Source organism: Pantoea graminicola (assembly GCF_048452665.1).
Taxonomy (GTDB): Bacteria; Pseudomonadota; Gammaproteobacteria; order Enterobacterales; family Enterobacteriaceae; genus Pantoea.
The window spans coordinates 455043-472209 of the sequence record NZ_JBLWSJ010000003.1; the positions used below are offsets into that span (position 1 = coordinate 455043).

Consider the following 17167-nt stretch of genomic DNA (forward strand, 5'->3'; position numbering starts at 1 on the left):
GCTGGTCACCTGTTACCATTTATCGCGGAATGACAATAATGATTACGAACCGGGTTCGTCAGGGCTTGACCCTCTTTGGGATGATACTGCTCATCACGCAGCTCAGCGGCTGCGACAGGGGGGTTGCGCAAAACGCCCCGCCACCCCCGCCTGAAGTCAGCGCCGCACCGGTGCTGATTAAGCCGGTCAGCCAGTGGGACAACTTCAATGGCCGGGTGGAGGCAGTGCAGAGCGTGCAGCTGCGTCCGCGCGTTTCCGGCTACATTGAGTCGGTCAACTATCGCGAAGGCGATGAGGTTCGCAAAGGTCAGGTGCTGTTTACCATCGACGACCGGAGCTACCGCGCGGCGCTGGAGCAGGCCAAAGCGGAACTGGCCCGGGCGCGCAGCCAGGCAAATCTGGCCCGCAGCGAATCGGGTCGCAGCGAGAAGCTGATCGGCACCCAGGCGATCTCCCGCGAAGCCTGGGAACAGCGGCGCGCGGCGGCCAGTCAGGCGCAGGCGGATGTGCTGGCCGCCGAGGCGGCGGTCGATATGGCCCAGCTGAACCTGGACTTTACCCGCGTTACCGCCCCTATCGATGGCCGCGCCAGCCGCGCGATGATCACCCCCGGTAACCTGGTAACCGCAGGCGACAGCGCCAGTGTCCTGACCACGCTGGTGTCGCAGCAGCAGATGTATGTCTATTTCGATGTCGATGAGAACACCTTCCTGCACTATCAGGCGATGGCGCGTCAGGGCCAGCAGCGCCAGGCCCTGCCGGTTGAGATCGCGCTGGCCAGCGATCAGGGCTTCCCGCATCAGGGGAAAGTCGATTTCCTGGATAACCAGCTGACCGCCAGCACCGGCACTATCCGGATGCGCGCCCTGCTCGACAACCCGCAGCGTCAGTTTACGCCTGGCCTGTTTGCCCGTGTACGACTGCCCGGCAGCGCGCAGTTCGACGCGATGCTGGTTGATGACAAGGCGATCCTGACCGATCAGGATCGCAGGTATGTCTACGTGGTGGATGGCGAAGGCAAAGCGCAGCGGCGCGATATTCAGCCCGGCGCAATGGTGGAGGGTCTGCGCATCGTGAAATCGGGTCTGCAAGCCGGAGACCGGGTTATTGTCGCCGGTCTGCAGAAAGTTTTCATGCCGGGCATGCCCGTTACCGCTCAGCAGGTCGCCATGCGCGCGACAGCCGCTCACTAATCCGAGGCCGCTATGGACTTTTCCCGCTTTTTTATCGATCGGCCCATTTTTGCCGCGGTGCTGTCGATTCTGATCTTCGTCACCGGGATGATCGCCATCCCGCTGCTGCCGATCAGTGAGTATCCTGACGTTGTCCCGCCCAGCGTGCAGGTGCGTGCCGAGTACCCCGGCGCGAACCCGAAAGTGATCGCAGATTCTGTGGCGACGCCACTGGAAGAGGCAATCAACGGCGTCGGGAACATGATGTATATGAAGTCTGTCGCCGGTTCGGATGGCGTGCTGGTCACCACGGTGACTTTCCGTCCGGGCACCGATCCCGATCAGGCCCAGGTGCAGGTGCAGAACCGTGTTGCGCAGGCGGAAGCCCGCCTGCCGGAGGATGTGCGCCGGCTGGGGATCACGACCCAGAAGATGTCCCCGACGCTGACGCTGGTCGTTCACCTCTTCTCACCGGACAATACCTACGATTCGCTCTACCTGCGTAACTACGCCACGCTCAAGGTCAAAGATGAGCTGGCGCGCCTGCCGGGTGTGGGCCAGATCCAGATTTTCGGCGCGGGTGAGTATGCAATGCGCGTCTGGCTCGATCCCAATAAAGTGGCGGCGCGCGGCCTGACCGCCTCTGACGTGATTACCGCGATGCAGGAACAGAACGTGCAGGTGTCTGCCGGTCAGCTGGGTGCGGAACCGCTGAAGAAACAGAGTGATTTTCTGCTGTCGATCAACACTCAGGGACGGCTGGAGAACGAGCAGCAGTTTGGCGACATCATCCTGAAAACCTCTGACGATGGTTCGCTGGTGCGACTGCGCGATGTGGCGCGCATTGAGATGGGTTCGGGCAGTTACGCCCTGCGCTCTCAGCTCAACAACAAAGATGCGGTCGGCATTGGTATCTTCCAGGCGCCCGGCGCGAATGCCATCGATCTCTCCAATGCGGTGCGCGCCAAAATGGATGAGCTGGCGACCCGCTTCCCCAGCGATGTGAAATGGGCCGCACCTTACGATCCGACGGTGTTTGTGCGCGACTCCATCAAGGCCGTGGTGCAGACCCTGCTGGAAGCGGTGATCCTGGTGGTGCTGGTCGTGATTCTTTTCCTGCAGACCTGGCGTGCCTCCATCATTCCGCTGCTGGCGGTGCCGGTGTCGGTGGTCGGGACCTTCAGCGTGCTCTATCTGCTCGGTTTCTCACTTAATACCCTGAGCCTGTTTGGGCTGGTGCTGGCCATCGGGATCGTGGTGGATGACGCCATTGTGGTGGTGGAGAACGTCGAACGTAACATTGAGATGGGGCTGTCACCGCGTGCCGCTGCGCATCAGGCAATGCGCGAAGTTTCCGGCCCCATCATCGCCATTGCGCTGGTGCTCTGCGCGGTGTTTGTGCCGATGGCGTTTCTGTCGGGCGTCACCGGGCAGTTCTATAAACAGTTCGCCACCACCATCGCGATCTCCACCGTGATTTCTGCGATTAACTCGCTGACGCTCTCGCCTGCGCTGGCGGCGATGCTGCTGAAAGGCCATGACGCGCCGAAAGATCGCCTGACGCGGATTATCGATGCGCTGTTCGGCTGGCTGTTCCGGCCGTTTAACCGCTTTTTCCAGCGCAGTGCGCATGGGTATGAATCGCTGGTTGGCCGCACGCTGCGTCGTCGCGGCGCGGTGTTCGCCGTCTATCTGCTGCTGCTGGCCGGGGCCGGGTTTATGTTCCATACCGTGCCGGGCGGCTTTATTCCGACGCAGGATAAGCTCTATCTGATTGGCGGCGTGAAGATGCCGGAAGGCTCCTCGCTGGCGCGCACCGATGAGGTGATTCGCAAGATGAGCGAAATCGGTATGCAGACCGACGGCGTCGCCTATGCGGTCGCCTTCCCCGGTCTGAATGCGCTGCAGTTTACCAATACGCCAAACAGCGGCACGGTCTTCTTTGGTCTGAAGCCCTTCAACGAGCGTAAACATACGGCGGCCGAGATTAACGCGGAGATCAATGCAAAGATTGCGCAAATCCAGCAGGGCTTTGGCTTCTCCATTATGCCACCGCCCATTCTGGGGCTGGGTCAGGGCTCGGGCTATTCGCTCTATGTGCAGGATCGGGCCGGTCTGGGCTATGGCGCATTGCAGACGGCGATCAATACGCTGTCGGGCAGTATCATGCAGACGCCGGGGATGCACTTCCCTATCTCCTCTTATCAGGCCAACGTTCCGCAGCTGGATGTTCAGGTCGATCGGGATAAAGCCAAAGCGCAGGGCGTGTCGCTGACCGCGCTGTTCAGCACGCTGCAGACCTATCTCGGCTCCTCATACGTAAATGACTTTAACCGCTTTGGCCGCACCTGGCGGGTGATGGCGCAGGCGGATGGGGAGTTCCGCGACAGCGTTGAGGATATCGCTAACCTGCGAACCCGCAATGACCGCGGCGAGATGGTGCCGATTGGCAGCATGGTCAACATCACCACCACCTACGGCCCCGATCCGGTGATCCGCTACAACGGCTACCCGGCGGCGGACCTGATCGGTGATGCCGACCCGCGCATCCTCTCCTCCGCGCAGGCGATGAGCCAGCTGGAAGCGATGTCCGGTCAGCTCCTGCCCAACGGCATGAACATCGAGTGGACCGACCTGAGTTATCAGCAGTCAACCCAGGGCAACACGGCGCTGATCGTCTTCCCGATGGCAGTGCTGCTGGCCTTCCTGGTGCTGGCTGCGCTCTATGAGAGCTGGACGCTGCCGCTGGCGGTGATCCTGATTGTGCCGATGACGCTGCTCTCTGCGCTGTTTGGCGTCTGGCTGACCGGCGGGGACAACAACGTCTTCGTGCAGGTCGGACTGGTGGTGCTGATGGGGCTGGCGTGTAAAAACGCGATTCTGATCGTCGAGTTCGCGCGGGAGCTGGAGATGCAGGGCAAAGGGATTGTGGACGCGGCGCTGGAAGCGTGTCGCCTGCGTCTGCGGCCCATCGTGATGACCTCCATCGCCTTTATCGCCGGCACGGTACCGCTGATTCTGGGTGAAGGTGCGGGTGCCGAAGTACGTGGCGTGACCGGCATTACGGTCTTCTCCGGGATGCTCGGCGTGACGCTCTTCGGCCTGTTCCTGACGCCGGTGTTCTATGTCGCGCTGCGCAAGCTGGTGACGCGCCGGTCACGACAGGCGGAGTCAGCTGCGGCGTAAGCCGTCAGTGTTTAAAAAAGGCGATCGCAGGATCGCCCTTTTTTTGTCTGAGACACGCCTGACCGCCCTCCCGCGTGAAAGCGGTTCATCAGATGAGAATCTCAACCCGGGCTTTACGGCCCAGCTGCGCCAGCGCCAGTTCAACTTTTTCAACTTTTGACGAGTGCTCTACGTCAAGCAGTCGATCAACCTGTGGTCCATTTACACCCAGCTGGCGTGCCAGATCTGCCTTGCGGGTACCGGTTTCAATCATAGCGTTATACAGTGCCGCTTTCATCGCTACCAGGACAGGCACAGAAACGATGTACTCCCCCTGCTGCGCATCACTCGCTAACGGGATGGGACGACGGGCATCCATTTCCAGAGAGATAGCGGCTACCAGTCCATCTGCTGCCTCGGCCAGCGCTTCCTCAACGGTGTCGCCAACTGAATGCAGTAAGGGTAAATCGCGACATGACACCTCCCAGCTATCGGTTTTCAGGTCATGCGTTAATCTGACGGCATAGTTAAACATAGGGTGACCTCACTGATCAGGCTTACAGGCCCGGATCTTTTAGAATTTTCTTGCGCGTCCCTTCCGGCATTTCTTTCGCGCCATGATCCGGAAAGACAGACTGCCTGTCGCCTGAGAAGACTTTGAAATGGCTGCTTCCACTGCGGTGCTTAACCAGAATAGCGCCTTGCTGAATGAGCCAGCGCCTGAATTCACTGTACTTCATCGCGTTCCCTCGCTCTGTCTAAAGCAAGATTAACACTAGTGATGCTTAAGGCAACATATATGTTTCATTTTATTGAGAGCAGGAGAGCAAGCAGGAAGGGTCCAAAGGCAGCGTGCAGCATGAATCCACGCCCATAAAAAAAGCCGCTCATCAGCGGCTTTTTTTGCAGAGCTCTTCACTCTCTTCAAGTTCAGGCTCCGGCACGGCGGTGCAGTTGCTGGTGTCGCGCTTTTTCAGCTCGTTCAGCGCGTCGGCCACGGTGCGTTTTGCCAGCACGTCCAGCGATGCCTGCTCGGCTTCGTCGGCGATCGATTTGAAGTACCAGCAGAGGTTGGCGCTGACCAGACAGCGTGGCGCCACATCGGGGCGCGCAGCCCAGATCTTTTTATCTTCAATCACCGAGACATAGATATCCCGCAGGGTTATTTCCGCTGCAGGCCGTCCCAGATGAATGGAACCGGTGCGGCCCAGCGTCGAGACGATGATGCCGTCACGGGTCAGCGGGACCATGAGTTTTCGTATGAAACTGGGATTCGCTTCCAGCCCGTAGGCCAGAATCGCGCTGGTAGAGCGTTTACCCATCTGCTCCGCCATCGCTACGCTCAGAACCATTTGCAAAGCTGTCGGGAAGCGGTAATCAAGCATTTCTTTATCCTGAGTTGCGGTGCATCTTATTGTTTTATTGCCGCATAAGTGAACAATCAATGAGCAATAAATATAACAAACACAGTTGCTTTTTTGAAGCAAACCCACGCTGACAAGGCACGTATTCACCAAAGGCAGAAGCCCGACCGCACAAGGTGCTTAGCCTGCTCACGCCCCCTTTTAATGCCTGGCGGGCGCGCAAAACGCTTAAACGGCCGGGACCGGGGCCACCGGTAATCGCCTCTTCAGCGCCATCACCAGCATCACGTTAATGATTGCTAAAGCGCAAAGCAACCATAGCGTGGCGGATGCGCCCATCTTTTCAAAGACATATCCGCCGATCAGCGGCGTCAGCGCCTGCCCCATCAGCGCCGGGCGGGCCATTTTACCCATCACGATGGCATAAGATTCTGGTTTGACCATCACCAGCGGTAACGTTCCGCGCACGATGGCGCGCAGGCCATTCCCGGCGCCGTAGAGTAACATGCTCAGCAGCGCCATCTGGGGCATCACCGCCAGCAACAGCAGCCCCAGCGCCACCAGTCCGACAGAAAAGAAGGTGGTGCGGATGGGATGGCTGCGTTTAAAGGCGATATCAACGAGACGGGACGCGACCTGGCACGGACCAAGCACCGCGCTGATCGCCAGCGCCGACGTCAGCGTATGGCCGCTCGCCTGCAGCAAGGTGATGAGCTGCACGGAGATCGCGGTCATGATCACCGAAGCCAGCGTGAAAATGGCGCACAGCAGCCAGAAGAGCACCGGCGCAAGCTCAGCCGAGGCGGGCGCAGTGTTGCGCCGTTTTACCGGCCGCTGAGCGTGGCTCGCCGGTAAGGCAAACAAAGTTGCAGGCAGGACGCAGACGACCATCATGCCTGCGATGATCAGCGATGCGCCCCGCCAGCCAAATCCGTGAATGAGCAAGGCCGTTCCCGGCCAGACCAGCGTGGTGCAGAAACCCGATATCAGCGTGATCCCCGTGATGGCGGACCGCGCCTGCGCGCCGTAGCAGGTGCCGAGTGTGGCAAACAGCGCGTCATAGAGGCCCATCGCCATCCCGACCCCAATCACGACCCAGGCAAACAGAAACTGCGGCAGCGCATGACTGCAGGCCATGATGACCAGCCCCACCGCCATCACTATCCCGCTCAGCGCCAGCATCATACGGCCTCCGGTGCAGGCGATAATCCTGCCTGCAAGCGGCGATAACAGCCCCGACACCAGAATCCCGGTGGAGAGCGCGCCATAAATCCACTGCTGTGACCAGCCGGTCTCCTCCGCGATTGGCGACGCCATCACCGCCATCAGATAGAAGGATCCGCCCCAGGAGAGGATCTGTATCCAGCCCAGGGTGATGATGGCGGCGACGCCGGGTTTGTTCGTCAGATTCACAGGCAATCTCATGGTTAGCAGGCGAACCGTTTTATAACATGTTCTGCGGTAAGCCAGAATGCGCGATCGCCTTTAACTGCCTCGCCAGGCAGGCCGCACGTTTTACTGACCAGCTCTACAGTATGTTGTAACTATAAAGGGCTTGCATCGCCGGCAGCCTTCTGCCACATTGTGGACGTTGTAACTATGGAGGTTCACATGACCCGCTACGACTTAGTGGCTGATATGCATCAGTGTGTCAACGACCTGGAACTGGCGCTGGGCGAACTGCGCCAGCAGATTGAAGCGCAGCCGCTGCTCATCGCCCGCGTGTTCAGCCTGCCGCCGGTGGTGAAAGGCCGTGAACATGAGGCAATTACCCGGATTGCCGTCGAACAGCATCTCGGCGAGCGCGCGCTGACGATGGCGCTGGACCACTACTGCCGCCTGTTTATGCAGCATCAGTCTGAACAGCTGAGCACCAAGGCCGCCGTGCGCTTGCCGGGCGCCCTCTGCATCGAGTGCGACGCGGCGCAGGAAGCGGAGATCGGTGCGCTGGTAACGGTCATTAATCAGCTGAAAGCGCGGCTGGAGCAGCTGATTACGGTGGAGTCGGGCCTGCCGAGTGAAGCGCGCTTTGAGTTCGTCCATCAGCATCTGCGCGGGTTAATCACGCTGAACGCCTACCGCACCATCACCCTGCTCAGCGCACCGGACAGCCTGCGCTTCGGCTGGGCGAATAAACACATTATCAAGAATCTTAAACGCGAAGAGGTGATCGTCCAGCTGGAAAAAAGCCTGAAAGCGGGACGCGCTCAGGCCCCCTGGTCACGCGAACAGTGGGCAGAAAAAGTGCAGGAGGAGCTGGCCAGCGTGCGCGCCCTGCCCGACTCGGCACGGCTCAAAATCAAACGTCCGGTGAAAGTCCAGCCGGTAGCGCGCGTCTGGAGTGCCGATGAGCAAAAACAGACGCAGCTGGCGTGCCCGTCACCCATTCTGGTGATCTGCCGCGACCGCAGTCAGGTGCCGGTGCTCGGCGAGTTACTAAATTATGATGCGGATAACATCACCCATCGTCACAAGCCCGCCGCTGAACCGCTGAATCTGCTGATCCCCAGACTGCATCTGTGGGTGGACTGCCCGATATAATGCAGAGGCCAGACTCCGCTGGCCTCTGACCTCGCTTACGACTTCATGCTGCCGACCATCTCTTCCGGCCGGACCCAGGCATCAAACTCCTCTTCGGTCAGGTAGCCCAGCTTCAGCGCCGAGCCTTTCAGCGTCAGCCCCTCTTTGTGCGCCTTTTTGGCAATTTCTGCGGCTTTGTCATAGCCAATATGGGTATTCAGCGCCGTCACCAGCATCAGCGACTCATTCAGCAGCTGATCGATGCGCTCGCGCACCGGCTCAATGCCGACCGCGCAGTGATGGTTGAAGCTGTCCATGCCATCTGCCAGCAGGCGCACCGACTGCAGGAAGTTATGGATGATCATAGGACGGAAGACGTTAAGCTCGAAGTTACCGGACGCGCCGCCCATGTTGATCGCCACATCATTTCCCATTACCTGACAGCAGAGCATGGTCATCGCTTCACACTGGGTCGGATTGACCTTGCCTGGCATGATCGAGCTGCCCGGTTCATTTTCCGGGATCGCAATTTCGCCGATGCCGCAGCGCGGGCCGGATGAGAGCCAGCGCACGTCGTTAGCGATTTTCATCAGCGAGGCGGCCAGCCCTTTCAGCGCGCCATGTGCGTGGACCAGCGCATCGCAGGTCGCCAGCGCCTCGAACTTGTTCGGCGCCGTGACGAACGGCTGCTTCGTCAGATCGGCCAGCGCCGCCGCTACCCGCACCGCATACTCCGGATGGGTGTTCAGGCCGGTGCCAACGGCGGTGCCGCCCAGCGCCAGCTCCGCTACGTGCGGAATGCTCTGCTCAATATGCTTCAGGTTATGCTCCAGCATCGCCACCCAGCCGGAGATCTCCTGCCCCAGCGTCAGCGGCGTGGCATCCTGCAGATGGGTACGGCCAATCTTGACGATATCTTTAAAGGCGTCGGACTTCTGGCTCAGGGTCTGTTTCAGCACCTGAATCTGCGGGATCAGCTGTTCGCGCAGGGCGATGACGGCGGCCACATGCATGGCAGTCGGGAAGACGTCGTTGGAGCTCTGGCTCTTGTTCACATCGTCGTTGGGATGAACCAGCCGCGACATGCCGCGCTCGCCGCCCAGCAGTTCACTGGCGCGGTTAGCCAGCACTTCATTCATATTCATGTTGGTCTGCGTACCGGAACCGGTCTGCCAGACCGCCAGCGGAAATTCATCCGCATGCTGGTCAGCCAGCACCTCATCCGCCGCGCGGACAATCGCATCGGCACGCTCAGCGGGCAGCAGGCCCAGATCGCGGTTGACGCTGGCCGCCGCCCGTTTGGTCAGCGCCAGGGCATGCACCAGCGCGGTCGGCATTTTTTCGGTTGAGATGCGGAAGTGCTCCAGTGAGCGCTGCGTCTGCGCGCCCCACAGTTTGTCTGCCGGTACGTCGATGGGGCCCATTGAATCTTTCTCAATGCGGTTGGCTGCCATGAATACATCTCCTTCACCTTGTATTTAAAAGAATGTGCACCTGGTCTGGCGATCGTCCAGGGTACACCGGATCGCAATACACAATAATTTAACATTATCAGAGCTTAGCGCCGTTTGGGACCGGGTCGCTATTTTTAACGACAGTTTCTGCTTTAATAACGACCATAATTTTCGTGACCCGGGAGTTCGTGATGCACAAAATGAACAACTCGCTGCAAAATTATGCCTGGGGCAGCCAGACGGCGTTAACCCGGCTCTATGGCATTGCCAACCCGCAGGGCCTGCCGATGGCGGAACTCTGGATGGGGGCGCACCCGAAAAGCCCTTCTACCGTCTTTGATCGGGGTCGTCAGCGGTCGCTGCGTGAGGTCATCGCGGCCGATCCTGTCGCCATGCTGGGTGAAAGCGTTGCCCGGCGTTTTGGTGAACTGCCCTTTCTCTTCAAAATCCTCTCTGCCGATCGGCCTCTCTCCATTCAGGTTCATCCCAGCAAACCCGCAGCCGAGGCCGGCTTTGCCCGTGAAAATGCGGCAGGGATCCCCCCCGGCGCCCCGGAGCGCAACTATAAGGATGATAACCATAAGCCGGAGCTGCTCTACGCGCTGACCCCTTTTCAGGCGATGAACGGTTTCCGGACGCTGACGGAGATGGTGTCGCTACTGGAGCCGGTCGCAGGTGCGCATCCGCAGATTGCCCATTTTCTGCAACACCCCGATCTTAAGACGCTGGCCGTGCTCTTCCCTGCTCTGCTCTCGCTGGAGGGTGAGGCGAAATCGCGGGCACTGGGCGTCCTGAAATCGGTGCTGAGTGTGCAGCAGAGTGAGCCGTGGCGGACTATCCGCGCCATCGCGGCAGACTATCCGGACGACTGTGGCCTTTTTTCACCGCTATTACTGAATGTGAGGACGCTGCAACCGGGCGAGGCGATGTTCCTCCGGGCGGAAACGCCGCATGCCTATCTGAAAGGCGTGGCGCTGGAGGTGATGGCCAACTCCGATAACGTGCTGCGGGCCGGGTTAACCCCGAAATATATTGATGTCGATGAGCTGATGGCGAACCTGACGTTCGCAGAGAAACCCGCCAGCGAGTTACTGATTGCACCGACGCAACAGAGCCACGCTCTGCGCTATCCGGTTCCGGTAGAGGATTTTGCCTTTGCCATTCACACGCTCAGCGCCGCACCCCAATCGCTGGCGCAGCAGAGCGCCGCCGTGCTGTTCTGCATTGAGGGGCAGGCGATGATTATCAGAGGTCATGAGCAGCTGTCGCTGAAGCCCGGTGAGTCCTGCTTTATTCCCGCCTGTGAATCGCCGGTGTCGGTGGCCGGAACGGGCCGTCTGGCACGGGTCTTTAACGACTTAGGGTGAACCGGCTGACGAAGGGCCGGTTAACTGCTATTATTTCAACCTATTAGCGTTTCAGCGCCTGCGGGCGTTTTTCTTCGGTCGTCAGGGCAAACCTGCGGCGTAAGCGGACTCAAGGATAAGGACGAATCAGCAATGAAAAAGACCAATGTTGCCGTAGGTGTCATCATCGCACTGGGTGTAATCTGGACTGGCGCGGCATGGTTCACGGGCAAACAGATTGAAAGCCACAGGGATCAGCTGGTCCAGAATGCCAACGCGCAGCTCAATGCTTATGCCCCCAACAGCCGACTGAAGATCAGCTATCAGGATTACCAGCGCGGCGTGTTCAGCAGTAAAGTGAATCTGGTGATTCAGGCCAGCTCACAGACGGAAGATAATCCGCTGCTCAAGCCTGGCCAGAGCCTCATTCTGAATGAAACCATCGACCACGGCCCCTTCCCGTTTGCTCAGCTGAAGCATTTCAATCTTATCCCGAGCATGGCCTCGGTCCATACCGAACTGGCCAACACCGATGCGGTGAAGAAGCTGTTTGAGCTGACCGGAAATAAATCCCTGATCAACGCGGATACCCGCATTGGTTACAGCGGTGCGACCGATACGGCGCTGCGCATCCTGCCCATCGATTATCAGAACGCACAAAGCGGCGAACGCCTGGCGACCAATGGCGGGACCTTCAACGTCAGCGCGGACAATAAAGGCGACAAAGTGTCGCTCGACAGCGATGTCGATAGCCTGGCGCTGACCAGTAAAAATGAGATGGGCCAGCCGGTGCTGTTCACTCTTAACGGTCTGAAGCTGAGCGGTAACACCCATCTCAGCCCGGAAGGCGTACGGATTGGCGATCAATCGGTGAATATTGAGAAGGTCAATGCCAGCATCAATGGTCAGGACGCCCTGACGCTGCACAACATGAAAGGCACCTCCTCGTTCGATAACAGCGCGGGTAAGATTGGCGGCAATATCGACTATCAGGTGGAAAGCGTTCAGCTGCAGAAGCAGGACTTTGGCCAGGCGGCGCTGAAGATGAAACTGTCACAGTTTGACGCCCAGGCGGTAAAAGCCTTCTCCGATCGCTACAACGCGCAGATGCAGGCGCTGCAGAATCAGCCAGGCCTGGCAGACGACCCGATCCGCTATCAGGCGGGCGTGCATGAGATCCTGATGAACAACCTGCCGATGCTGCTGAAAGGTTCGCCCTCACTCAGCATTGCGCCGCTGAGCTGGAAGAACGATAAAGGGGAAAGCACCTTTAACCTGACCGCTAACTTCAACGATCCTTCACTGGTGACCGGCGAAGCGCAGAGCCTGAGCGCCATGGTGGATCGGGTTCTGAAGTCGCTGGACAGCAAGCTGACAATCAATATGCCGATGGCGACCGAAACCATGCATAAAGTGGGTCTGGCCGAGGGCTATCAGGCGGACGACGCACAGAAACTGGCCGACCAGCAGGTGAAAGGTCTGGCGGCGATGGGTCAGATGTTCCGCCTGACGCAGCAGCAGGATAACAACATCGTCACCAGCCTGCAGTACGCCAATGGTCAGGTCAATATGAATGGCGACAAGATGACGCTGGAGCAGTTTTTGTCCCGCTACATGCTGGGTATGCCGACCAGCGAAGGAATGCCGCAGTAACAGGTTTTATCGCATCAGGGTGGCCTTCGGGCCGCCTTTTTTATCGCCGGAACGGCCGGATCGGGTATTTCATCCGGGTTATGGGTAATTATGCAGCATCCGGCGACGCCGTTTGCGCAAATAACTGGCGCTGTTGCGCATGATATTTTTATAATGCTCTGCACTTCACTGACAACTGAGCGAGTGCACCATGATCGATTCTGAAATTCCCCTGACTGATATTCATCGCCACCTTGATGGCAACATCCGTGCACAGACCATCCTTGAATTAGGCCGCCAGTTTAACCTTGACCTGCCCGCTTCCACGCTGGAAACGCTGCGTCCGCACGTTCAGGTGGGCCAGAACGAACCTGACCTCGTGAGCTTTCTGCAGAAGCTCGACTGGGGCGTAAAAGTGCTGGGCGATCTTGATGCCTGCCGCCGCATCGCGCGTGAGAATGTCGAAGATGCCGCCCGCGCTGGCATTCACTACGCTGAACTCCGTTTTTCCCCCGGTTATATGGCGATGACCCACAATCTGCCGATCGCCGGTGTGGTGGAAGCGGTGATTGACGGCGTGCGTGCCGGTCGTCAGCAGCACGATATCGACGTGCGCCTGATCGGGATCATGAGCCGTACCTTCGGTGAAGAGGCCTGCCTCAACGAGCTGGAGGGATTACTGGCGCATCGCGATCACATTACCGCAGTCGATCTGGCGGGTGACGAGCTGGGCTTCCCCGGCAGTGAATTCCTGAGCCACTTCACGCGGGCGCGCGACGCGGGCTTCCGCGTGACCGTGCATGCGGGCGAAGCCGCCGGCCCGGAGAGCATCTGGCAGGCGATTCGTGAACTGGGTGCGGAACGTATCGGTCACGGCGTCAAAGCGATTGAGGATCGGGCGCTGATGGACTTCCTGGCGGAGCATCGCATTGGCATCGAATCCTGCCTGACCTCCAACATCCAGACCAGCACCGTGCCGTCGCTGGCGCAGCATCCGCTGAAGAGCTTCCTTGAGCACGGCATTCTGGCGACCATCAACACCGACGATCCGGCGGTTCAGGGCATTGAGCTGGCCCATGAGTATCATCACGCCGCGCCAGCGGCGGGCCTGAGCGCCGCGCAGATCCGGCAGGCGCAGGAAAATGGCCTGACCATCGCCTTCCTCAGCGAAGCAGAGAAAGCGGCGATTCGCGCCCGCGTCCGGTAATCCCCGCGCGCAAAAAAAACGGGCCGGATAGCCGGCCCGTTCTGCTTTCTGTCTTTTCCCGACGATCAGACGCGCTTCAGCGACATCGTCTGGCGCTTCCCGGCGGATTGCAGACCCAGTTCGATCAGCTCCATCACCTGAATCGCCTCTTCCGCCGTAACCGGGTTGTTGCCCCGTCCGGCGATCGCCTCCCGCACCGCCGCATAGTAAGCCGGATAGTTACCTGGCTGCGTCAGCTGCGTGGTTTCTTTCAGGTCATCGCCCTCAACCAGCGTCAGGGTGCCATCGCGCATGTCGTAGCCCCAGTCCGCCTGCGGCGGGAAGTCACCCGACTTCAGGCGATCTTCCTGCGGGTCCAGCCCATATTTGATGTAGCTGCCGCGCGTGCCGTGCACCGTATAGCGGGCAGACTCCGCCGCCACCAGCATACTGGCATGCAGCACCACGCGGCGCTGTGGATAGGTCAGCGTGGCGTGGAAATAGTCCGTAGTCTGCGCGCCCGGCCGCATCTCGGCCAGATCGACATTGATGGCAACCGGCGGGCCAAACAGCTGCAGCGCCTGGTCCAGCAGATGCGGCCCCAGGTCATACCAGATGCCACTGCCCGCGCCCTTCATCTCACGCCAGCGATTGCGGACCTCCGGACGGAAGCGGTCAAAGTGCGACTCAAAATAGCGCACCTCGCCCAGCGTACCCGCCTCCAGCAGCGATTTCAGGGTCAGGAAGTCGCTGTCCCAGCGGCGGTTATGAAACACGGAAAGCAGCAGCCCATTCGCTTTTGCCAGCGCATCCAGCTCGCGAGCCTGTGACAACGTCACGGTGAACGGCTTATCGACAACCACATGCTTCCCGGCATTCAGTGCCGCTTTAGCCAGCGGGAAGTGCGTATCATTGGGGGTAGGAATCACAATCAGCTGCAGCGTCGGGTCATCCAGCAGCGCCTGGGGATCGGCCACCACCTGAACGCCAGGCCAGTCGGCGTGGACTTTGCTGGCGTCGCTACTGGAAATCGCGGCCAGCTCCACGTCCGGCGTTCCCGCAATCAGCGGGGCATGAAACGTTTTACTGGCAAAACCGTAGCCGATCAGACCAACACGTAATTTATCGCTCATTTTGCTTCCTCTCAGAGCCAGGCCCATCTGGTGAAATGATGACAGCCAGTCCGGGCACAGGCAGTGCACGCCCTGCACCGACAGATGTCCGTGACGAGGAAGCGTACTGCGCGGTTTCGGACTGGCGTCGGGACCTACCAGAGGGATCAGGTATTTAGTCGCTATTGATTTAAGACGATCAACCCGGTGCGGACAAGGAGGAATTTCCCGAAAAAACTAAGAGATAGCACTCCGCGCTAAAGGCCAGGCGGTCTGCGCCGCGAGGCTGTCATGGGCATCCTGATTACGGCGGCGGAAGTCACTGGGGCTGACGCCGACCCGCTTACGGAACACCCGTGAAAAGTAGAGCTGGTCGTCGTAGCCCACTTCACGTCCGACCGAAGCAATCGGTTCCTGGGTGGTCTGCAGCAGCAGTTTGGCACGGATCACCCGCTGATCTTCCCGCCAGCGCAGCAGGTTAACCCCCATCTGCTCGCGGAAGAGGTGCGCCAGCCGTGACGGTGACAGACAGACGTGGCGCGCCACCTCCTCGATTCTGACCTCGCTGGCGAGATGATTGGTGACATACTGACAGGCTTCGATAACGCGGGGATCGCGGATCAGCTGATGACTGCGCGGATCTTCCTCAACGGCGCGCAGCAGCAGCCGTTCCAGCAGGTTCATCGCCAGCTCTTCCGCGAAGCGGCGGCCCGAGTTATGGGTCTGTTCGATACTGGCAAACAGGCGATCAAATTCGCCGCGCAGCGACTCCGGCAGCAGCAGGCGTCCGACGCCCTCCTGCTCATCCTGCCAGCGCAGCCAGTCCTGCCAGTAGGCACGCGGACGGAAATAGACCCAGCGGTGAAACCACTGCGGGCTGTCCGGCGCGCGGCCATAGTAATGGGCGGTTTTTGGCTGGAACAGCAGCAGTTCACCCGGTTCACAGTCGAATGCCCGCTCACCGTCGAATACCCGCCCCTTACCTTTAATGGTGAGATTCAGAATGTAACCTTTCATGCCGTGCGGGCGATCGATAAAGAAATCGAGCGGACCATCGGCGGTAATCGGGGTCAGCCCCGCCACCAGCCAGGCATTAAATGAATAGCCCGGCAACAAGGGGTTTTGCTGTTCGGCCGGTAATTCACGGTGATACATAGCGTCCTCACTCAGTCTGTTATTGTCCGGATAGCCCGCAGAGGCGGCTGTTTCTGCGGGCCAACGACTCGCGCAATCAGGCTTTTTTCTGTTTGTAACGGTCAAATATCACCGCAGCTAACAGTATCAGACCGCGCACCACATACTGTGAGAATGGCGAGATATTCAATAAATTCATCGCATTCTCAACTGTTCCCAGGATCAGTACCCCGGCCACAACATAGGAGATTTTGCCGATCCCCCCCTTCAGCGACACGCCGCCCAGCACGCAGGCTGAGATCACCACCAGCTCATAGCCGATGGAGGTCATCGGCTGGCCGCTGGTCATGCGTGACGCCAGGATGATGCCCGCCGCCGCCGACACCAGACCGGAGAGAATGAAGATGATGATGCGGGTACGCACCACCGGCACGCCCGCCAGCCGCGCCGCCTCTTCATTGCCGCCGATCGCCAGCGTATTGCGGCCAAAGGTGGTTTTGTTGAGCAGGAAACCGAAGATCAGCATCGTCGCCAGGGTCAGCCAGATCGGCGCCGGTACGCCCAGCCAGTTAGCGAAGCCCAGCGCAAAAAAGCGCTCATCTTCGATGCCGACCGCTTTACCGTCGGAGAAGATATAAGCCAGACCGCGTACGATCTGCATGGTCGCCAGCGTGGTGATCAGGGCGTTGATCTTCAGCCGGGCAATCACGAAGCCGTTGATAAAGCCCGTGATCATCCCCAGCACCAGACCGGCCGCGACGCCGATCCACAGGCTTTCGGTCATGTTGATCACCACGGCGGTGACCACGCCCGCGCAGGCGATGACCGAGGCAACCGACAGGTCAAAATCCCCGGACGCCAGGCAGAAGAGCATGCCGCAGGCGACCATGCCGGACATCGACATCGCCAGCCCCAGGCCTTTCATATTGATAAAGGAGCCGAAGTTCGGCACAAAGATCGCACAGACAATAAACAGCAGCGCAAAAACGACCAGCATGCCGAAGTTGTCCCAGATGCGACCTAACTGCAGACCGCCGCGTGATGCAGGCTGCGGCGTATTTGAGGTCGTGGATGAAGCCATG

14 protein-coding genes are annotated in these 17167 nt (G+C 59.5%); 6 read left to right on the plus strand and 8 right to left on the minus strand.

The window, feature by feature from the left end; all coding sequences use genetic code 11:
- The first annotated feature begins 38 nt into the window (after positions 1–38).
- Complete coding sequence (locus ACNY69_RS09795) at positions 39–1193, plus strand: efflux RND transporter periplasmic adaptor subunit (protein WP_293769957.1); 1155 nt, start codon at positions 39–41, stop codon at positions 1191–1193.
- Between the two features lie 12 nt (positions 1194–1205).
- A complete protein-coding gene (gene oqxB / locus ACNY69_RS09800; RefSeq protein WP_418798151.1) occupies positions 1206–4358 on the plus strand; it encodes a multidrug efflux RND transporter permease subunit OqxB in 3153 nt (1050 codons plus the stop codon).
- 88 nt (positions 4359–4446) lie between these two features.
- Here oqxB and ACNY69_RS09805 read toward each other — a convergent pair whose 3' ends face one another.
- From ACNY69_RS09805 to ACNY69_RS09820, 4 genes are all read right to left on the minus strand, one after another.
- A complete protein-coding gene (locus ACNY69_RS09805) occupies positions 4447–4872 on the minus strand; it encodes a type II toxin-antitoxin system HicB family antitoxin (protein ID WP_111140472.1) in 426 nt (141 codons plus the stop codon).
- Positions 4873–4894: 22 nt separating this feature from the next.
- Entirely contained in the window at positions 4895–5077 is a 183-nt protein-coding gene (locus tag ACNY69_RS09810; RefSeq protein WP_111140473.1) for a type II toxin-antitoxin system HicA family toxin, read from the minus strand.
- 150 nt (positions 5078–5227) lie between these two features.
- The gene (locus tag ACNY69_RS09815; protein ID WP_418798154.1) at positions 5228–5722 is read right to left on the minus strand and encodes an RrF2 family transcriptional regulator; all 495 of its coding nucleotides are present in this window, start codon (positions 5720–5722) and stop codon (positions 5228–5230) included.
- A gap of 207 nt (positions 5723–5929) precedes the next feature.
- Entirely contained in the window at positions 5930–7114 is a 1185-nt protein-coding gene (locus ACNY69_RS09820) for an MFS transporter (protein ID WP_293769950.1), read from the minus strand.
- Between the two features lie 198 nt (positions 7115–7312).
- On the opposite strand from ACNY69_RS09820, the gene tus reads away from it, so the two are divergent.
- On the plus strand, positions 7313–8242 hold the full coding sequence (gene tus, locus ACNY69_RS09825; RefSeq protein WP_418798156.1) for a DNA replication terminus site-binding protein: 930 nt from the start codon (positions 7313–7315) through the stop codon (positions 8240–8242).
- A gap of 35 nt (positions 8243–8277) precedes the next feature.
- Here tus and fumC read toward each other — a convergent pair whose 3' ends face one another.
- Positions 8278–9675 (minus strand): class II fumarate hydratase, encoded by a 1398-nt coding sequence (fumC, locus tag ACNY69_RS09830; protein WP_111140477.1) that lies wholly within the window; start codon positions 9673–9675, stop codon positions 8278–8280.
- A 191-nt stretch (positions 9676–9866) separates the two neighbouring features.
- On the opposite strand from fumC, the gene manA reads away from it, so the two are divergent.
- From manA to add, 3 genes are all read left to right on the plus strand, one after another.
- Positions 9867–11042 (plus strand): mannose-6-phosphate isomerase, encoded by a 1176-nt coding sequence (manA, locus tag ACNY69_RS09835; RefSeq protein WP_418798158.1) that lies wholly within the window; start codon positions 9867–9869, stop codon positions 11040–11042.
- A 132-nt stretch (positions 11043–11174) separates the two neighbouring features.
- Complete coding sequence (locus tag ACNY69_RS09840) at positions 11175–12674, plus strand: YdgA family protein (RefSeq protein WP_367395470.1); 1500 nt, start codon at positions 11175–11177, stop codon at positions 12672–12674.
- A gap of 190 nt (positions 12675–12864) precedes the next feature.
- Positions 12865–13860 (plus strand): adenosine deaminase, encoded by a 996-nt coding sequence (add, locus tag ACNY69_RS09845; RefSeq protein ID WP_111140480.1) that lies wholly within the window; start codon positions 12865–12867, stop codon positions 13858–13860.
- 65 nt (positions 13861–13925) lie between these two features.
- Here the strand turns inward: add and ACNY69_RS09850 are convergent, their stop codons facing one another.
- The 3 genes from ACNY69_RS09850 to araH form a co-directional block, all read right to left on the minus strand.
- On the minus strand, positions 13926–14972 hold the full coding sequence (locus tag ACNY69_RS09850) for an oxidoreductase (protein WP_111140481.1): 1047 nt from the start codon (positions 14970–14972) through the stop codon (positions 13926–13928).
- A 216-nt stretch (positions 14973–15188) separates the two neighbouring features.
- Positions 15189–16106, minus strand: coding sequence for an arabinose operon transcriptional regulator AraC (gene araC, locus ACNY69_RS09855; RefSeq protein ID WP_111140482.1), 918 nt, complete (start codon positions 16104–16106; stop codon positions 15189–15191).
- A gap of 76 nt (positions 16107–16182) precedes the next feature.
- Positions 16183–17166, minus strand: coding sequence for an L-arabinose ABC transporter permease AraH (araH, locus tag ACNY69_RS09860; RefSeq protein WP_111140483.1), 984 nt, complete (start codon positions 17164–17166; stop codon positions 16183–16185).
- Position 17167 lies beyond the last annotated feature (1 nt).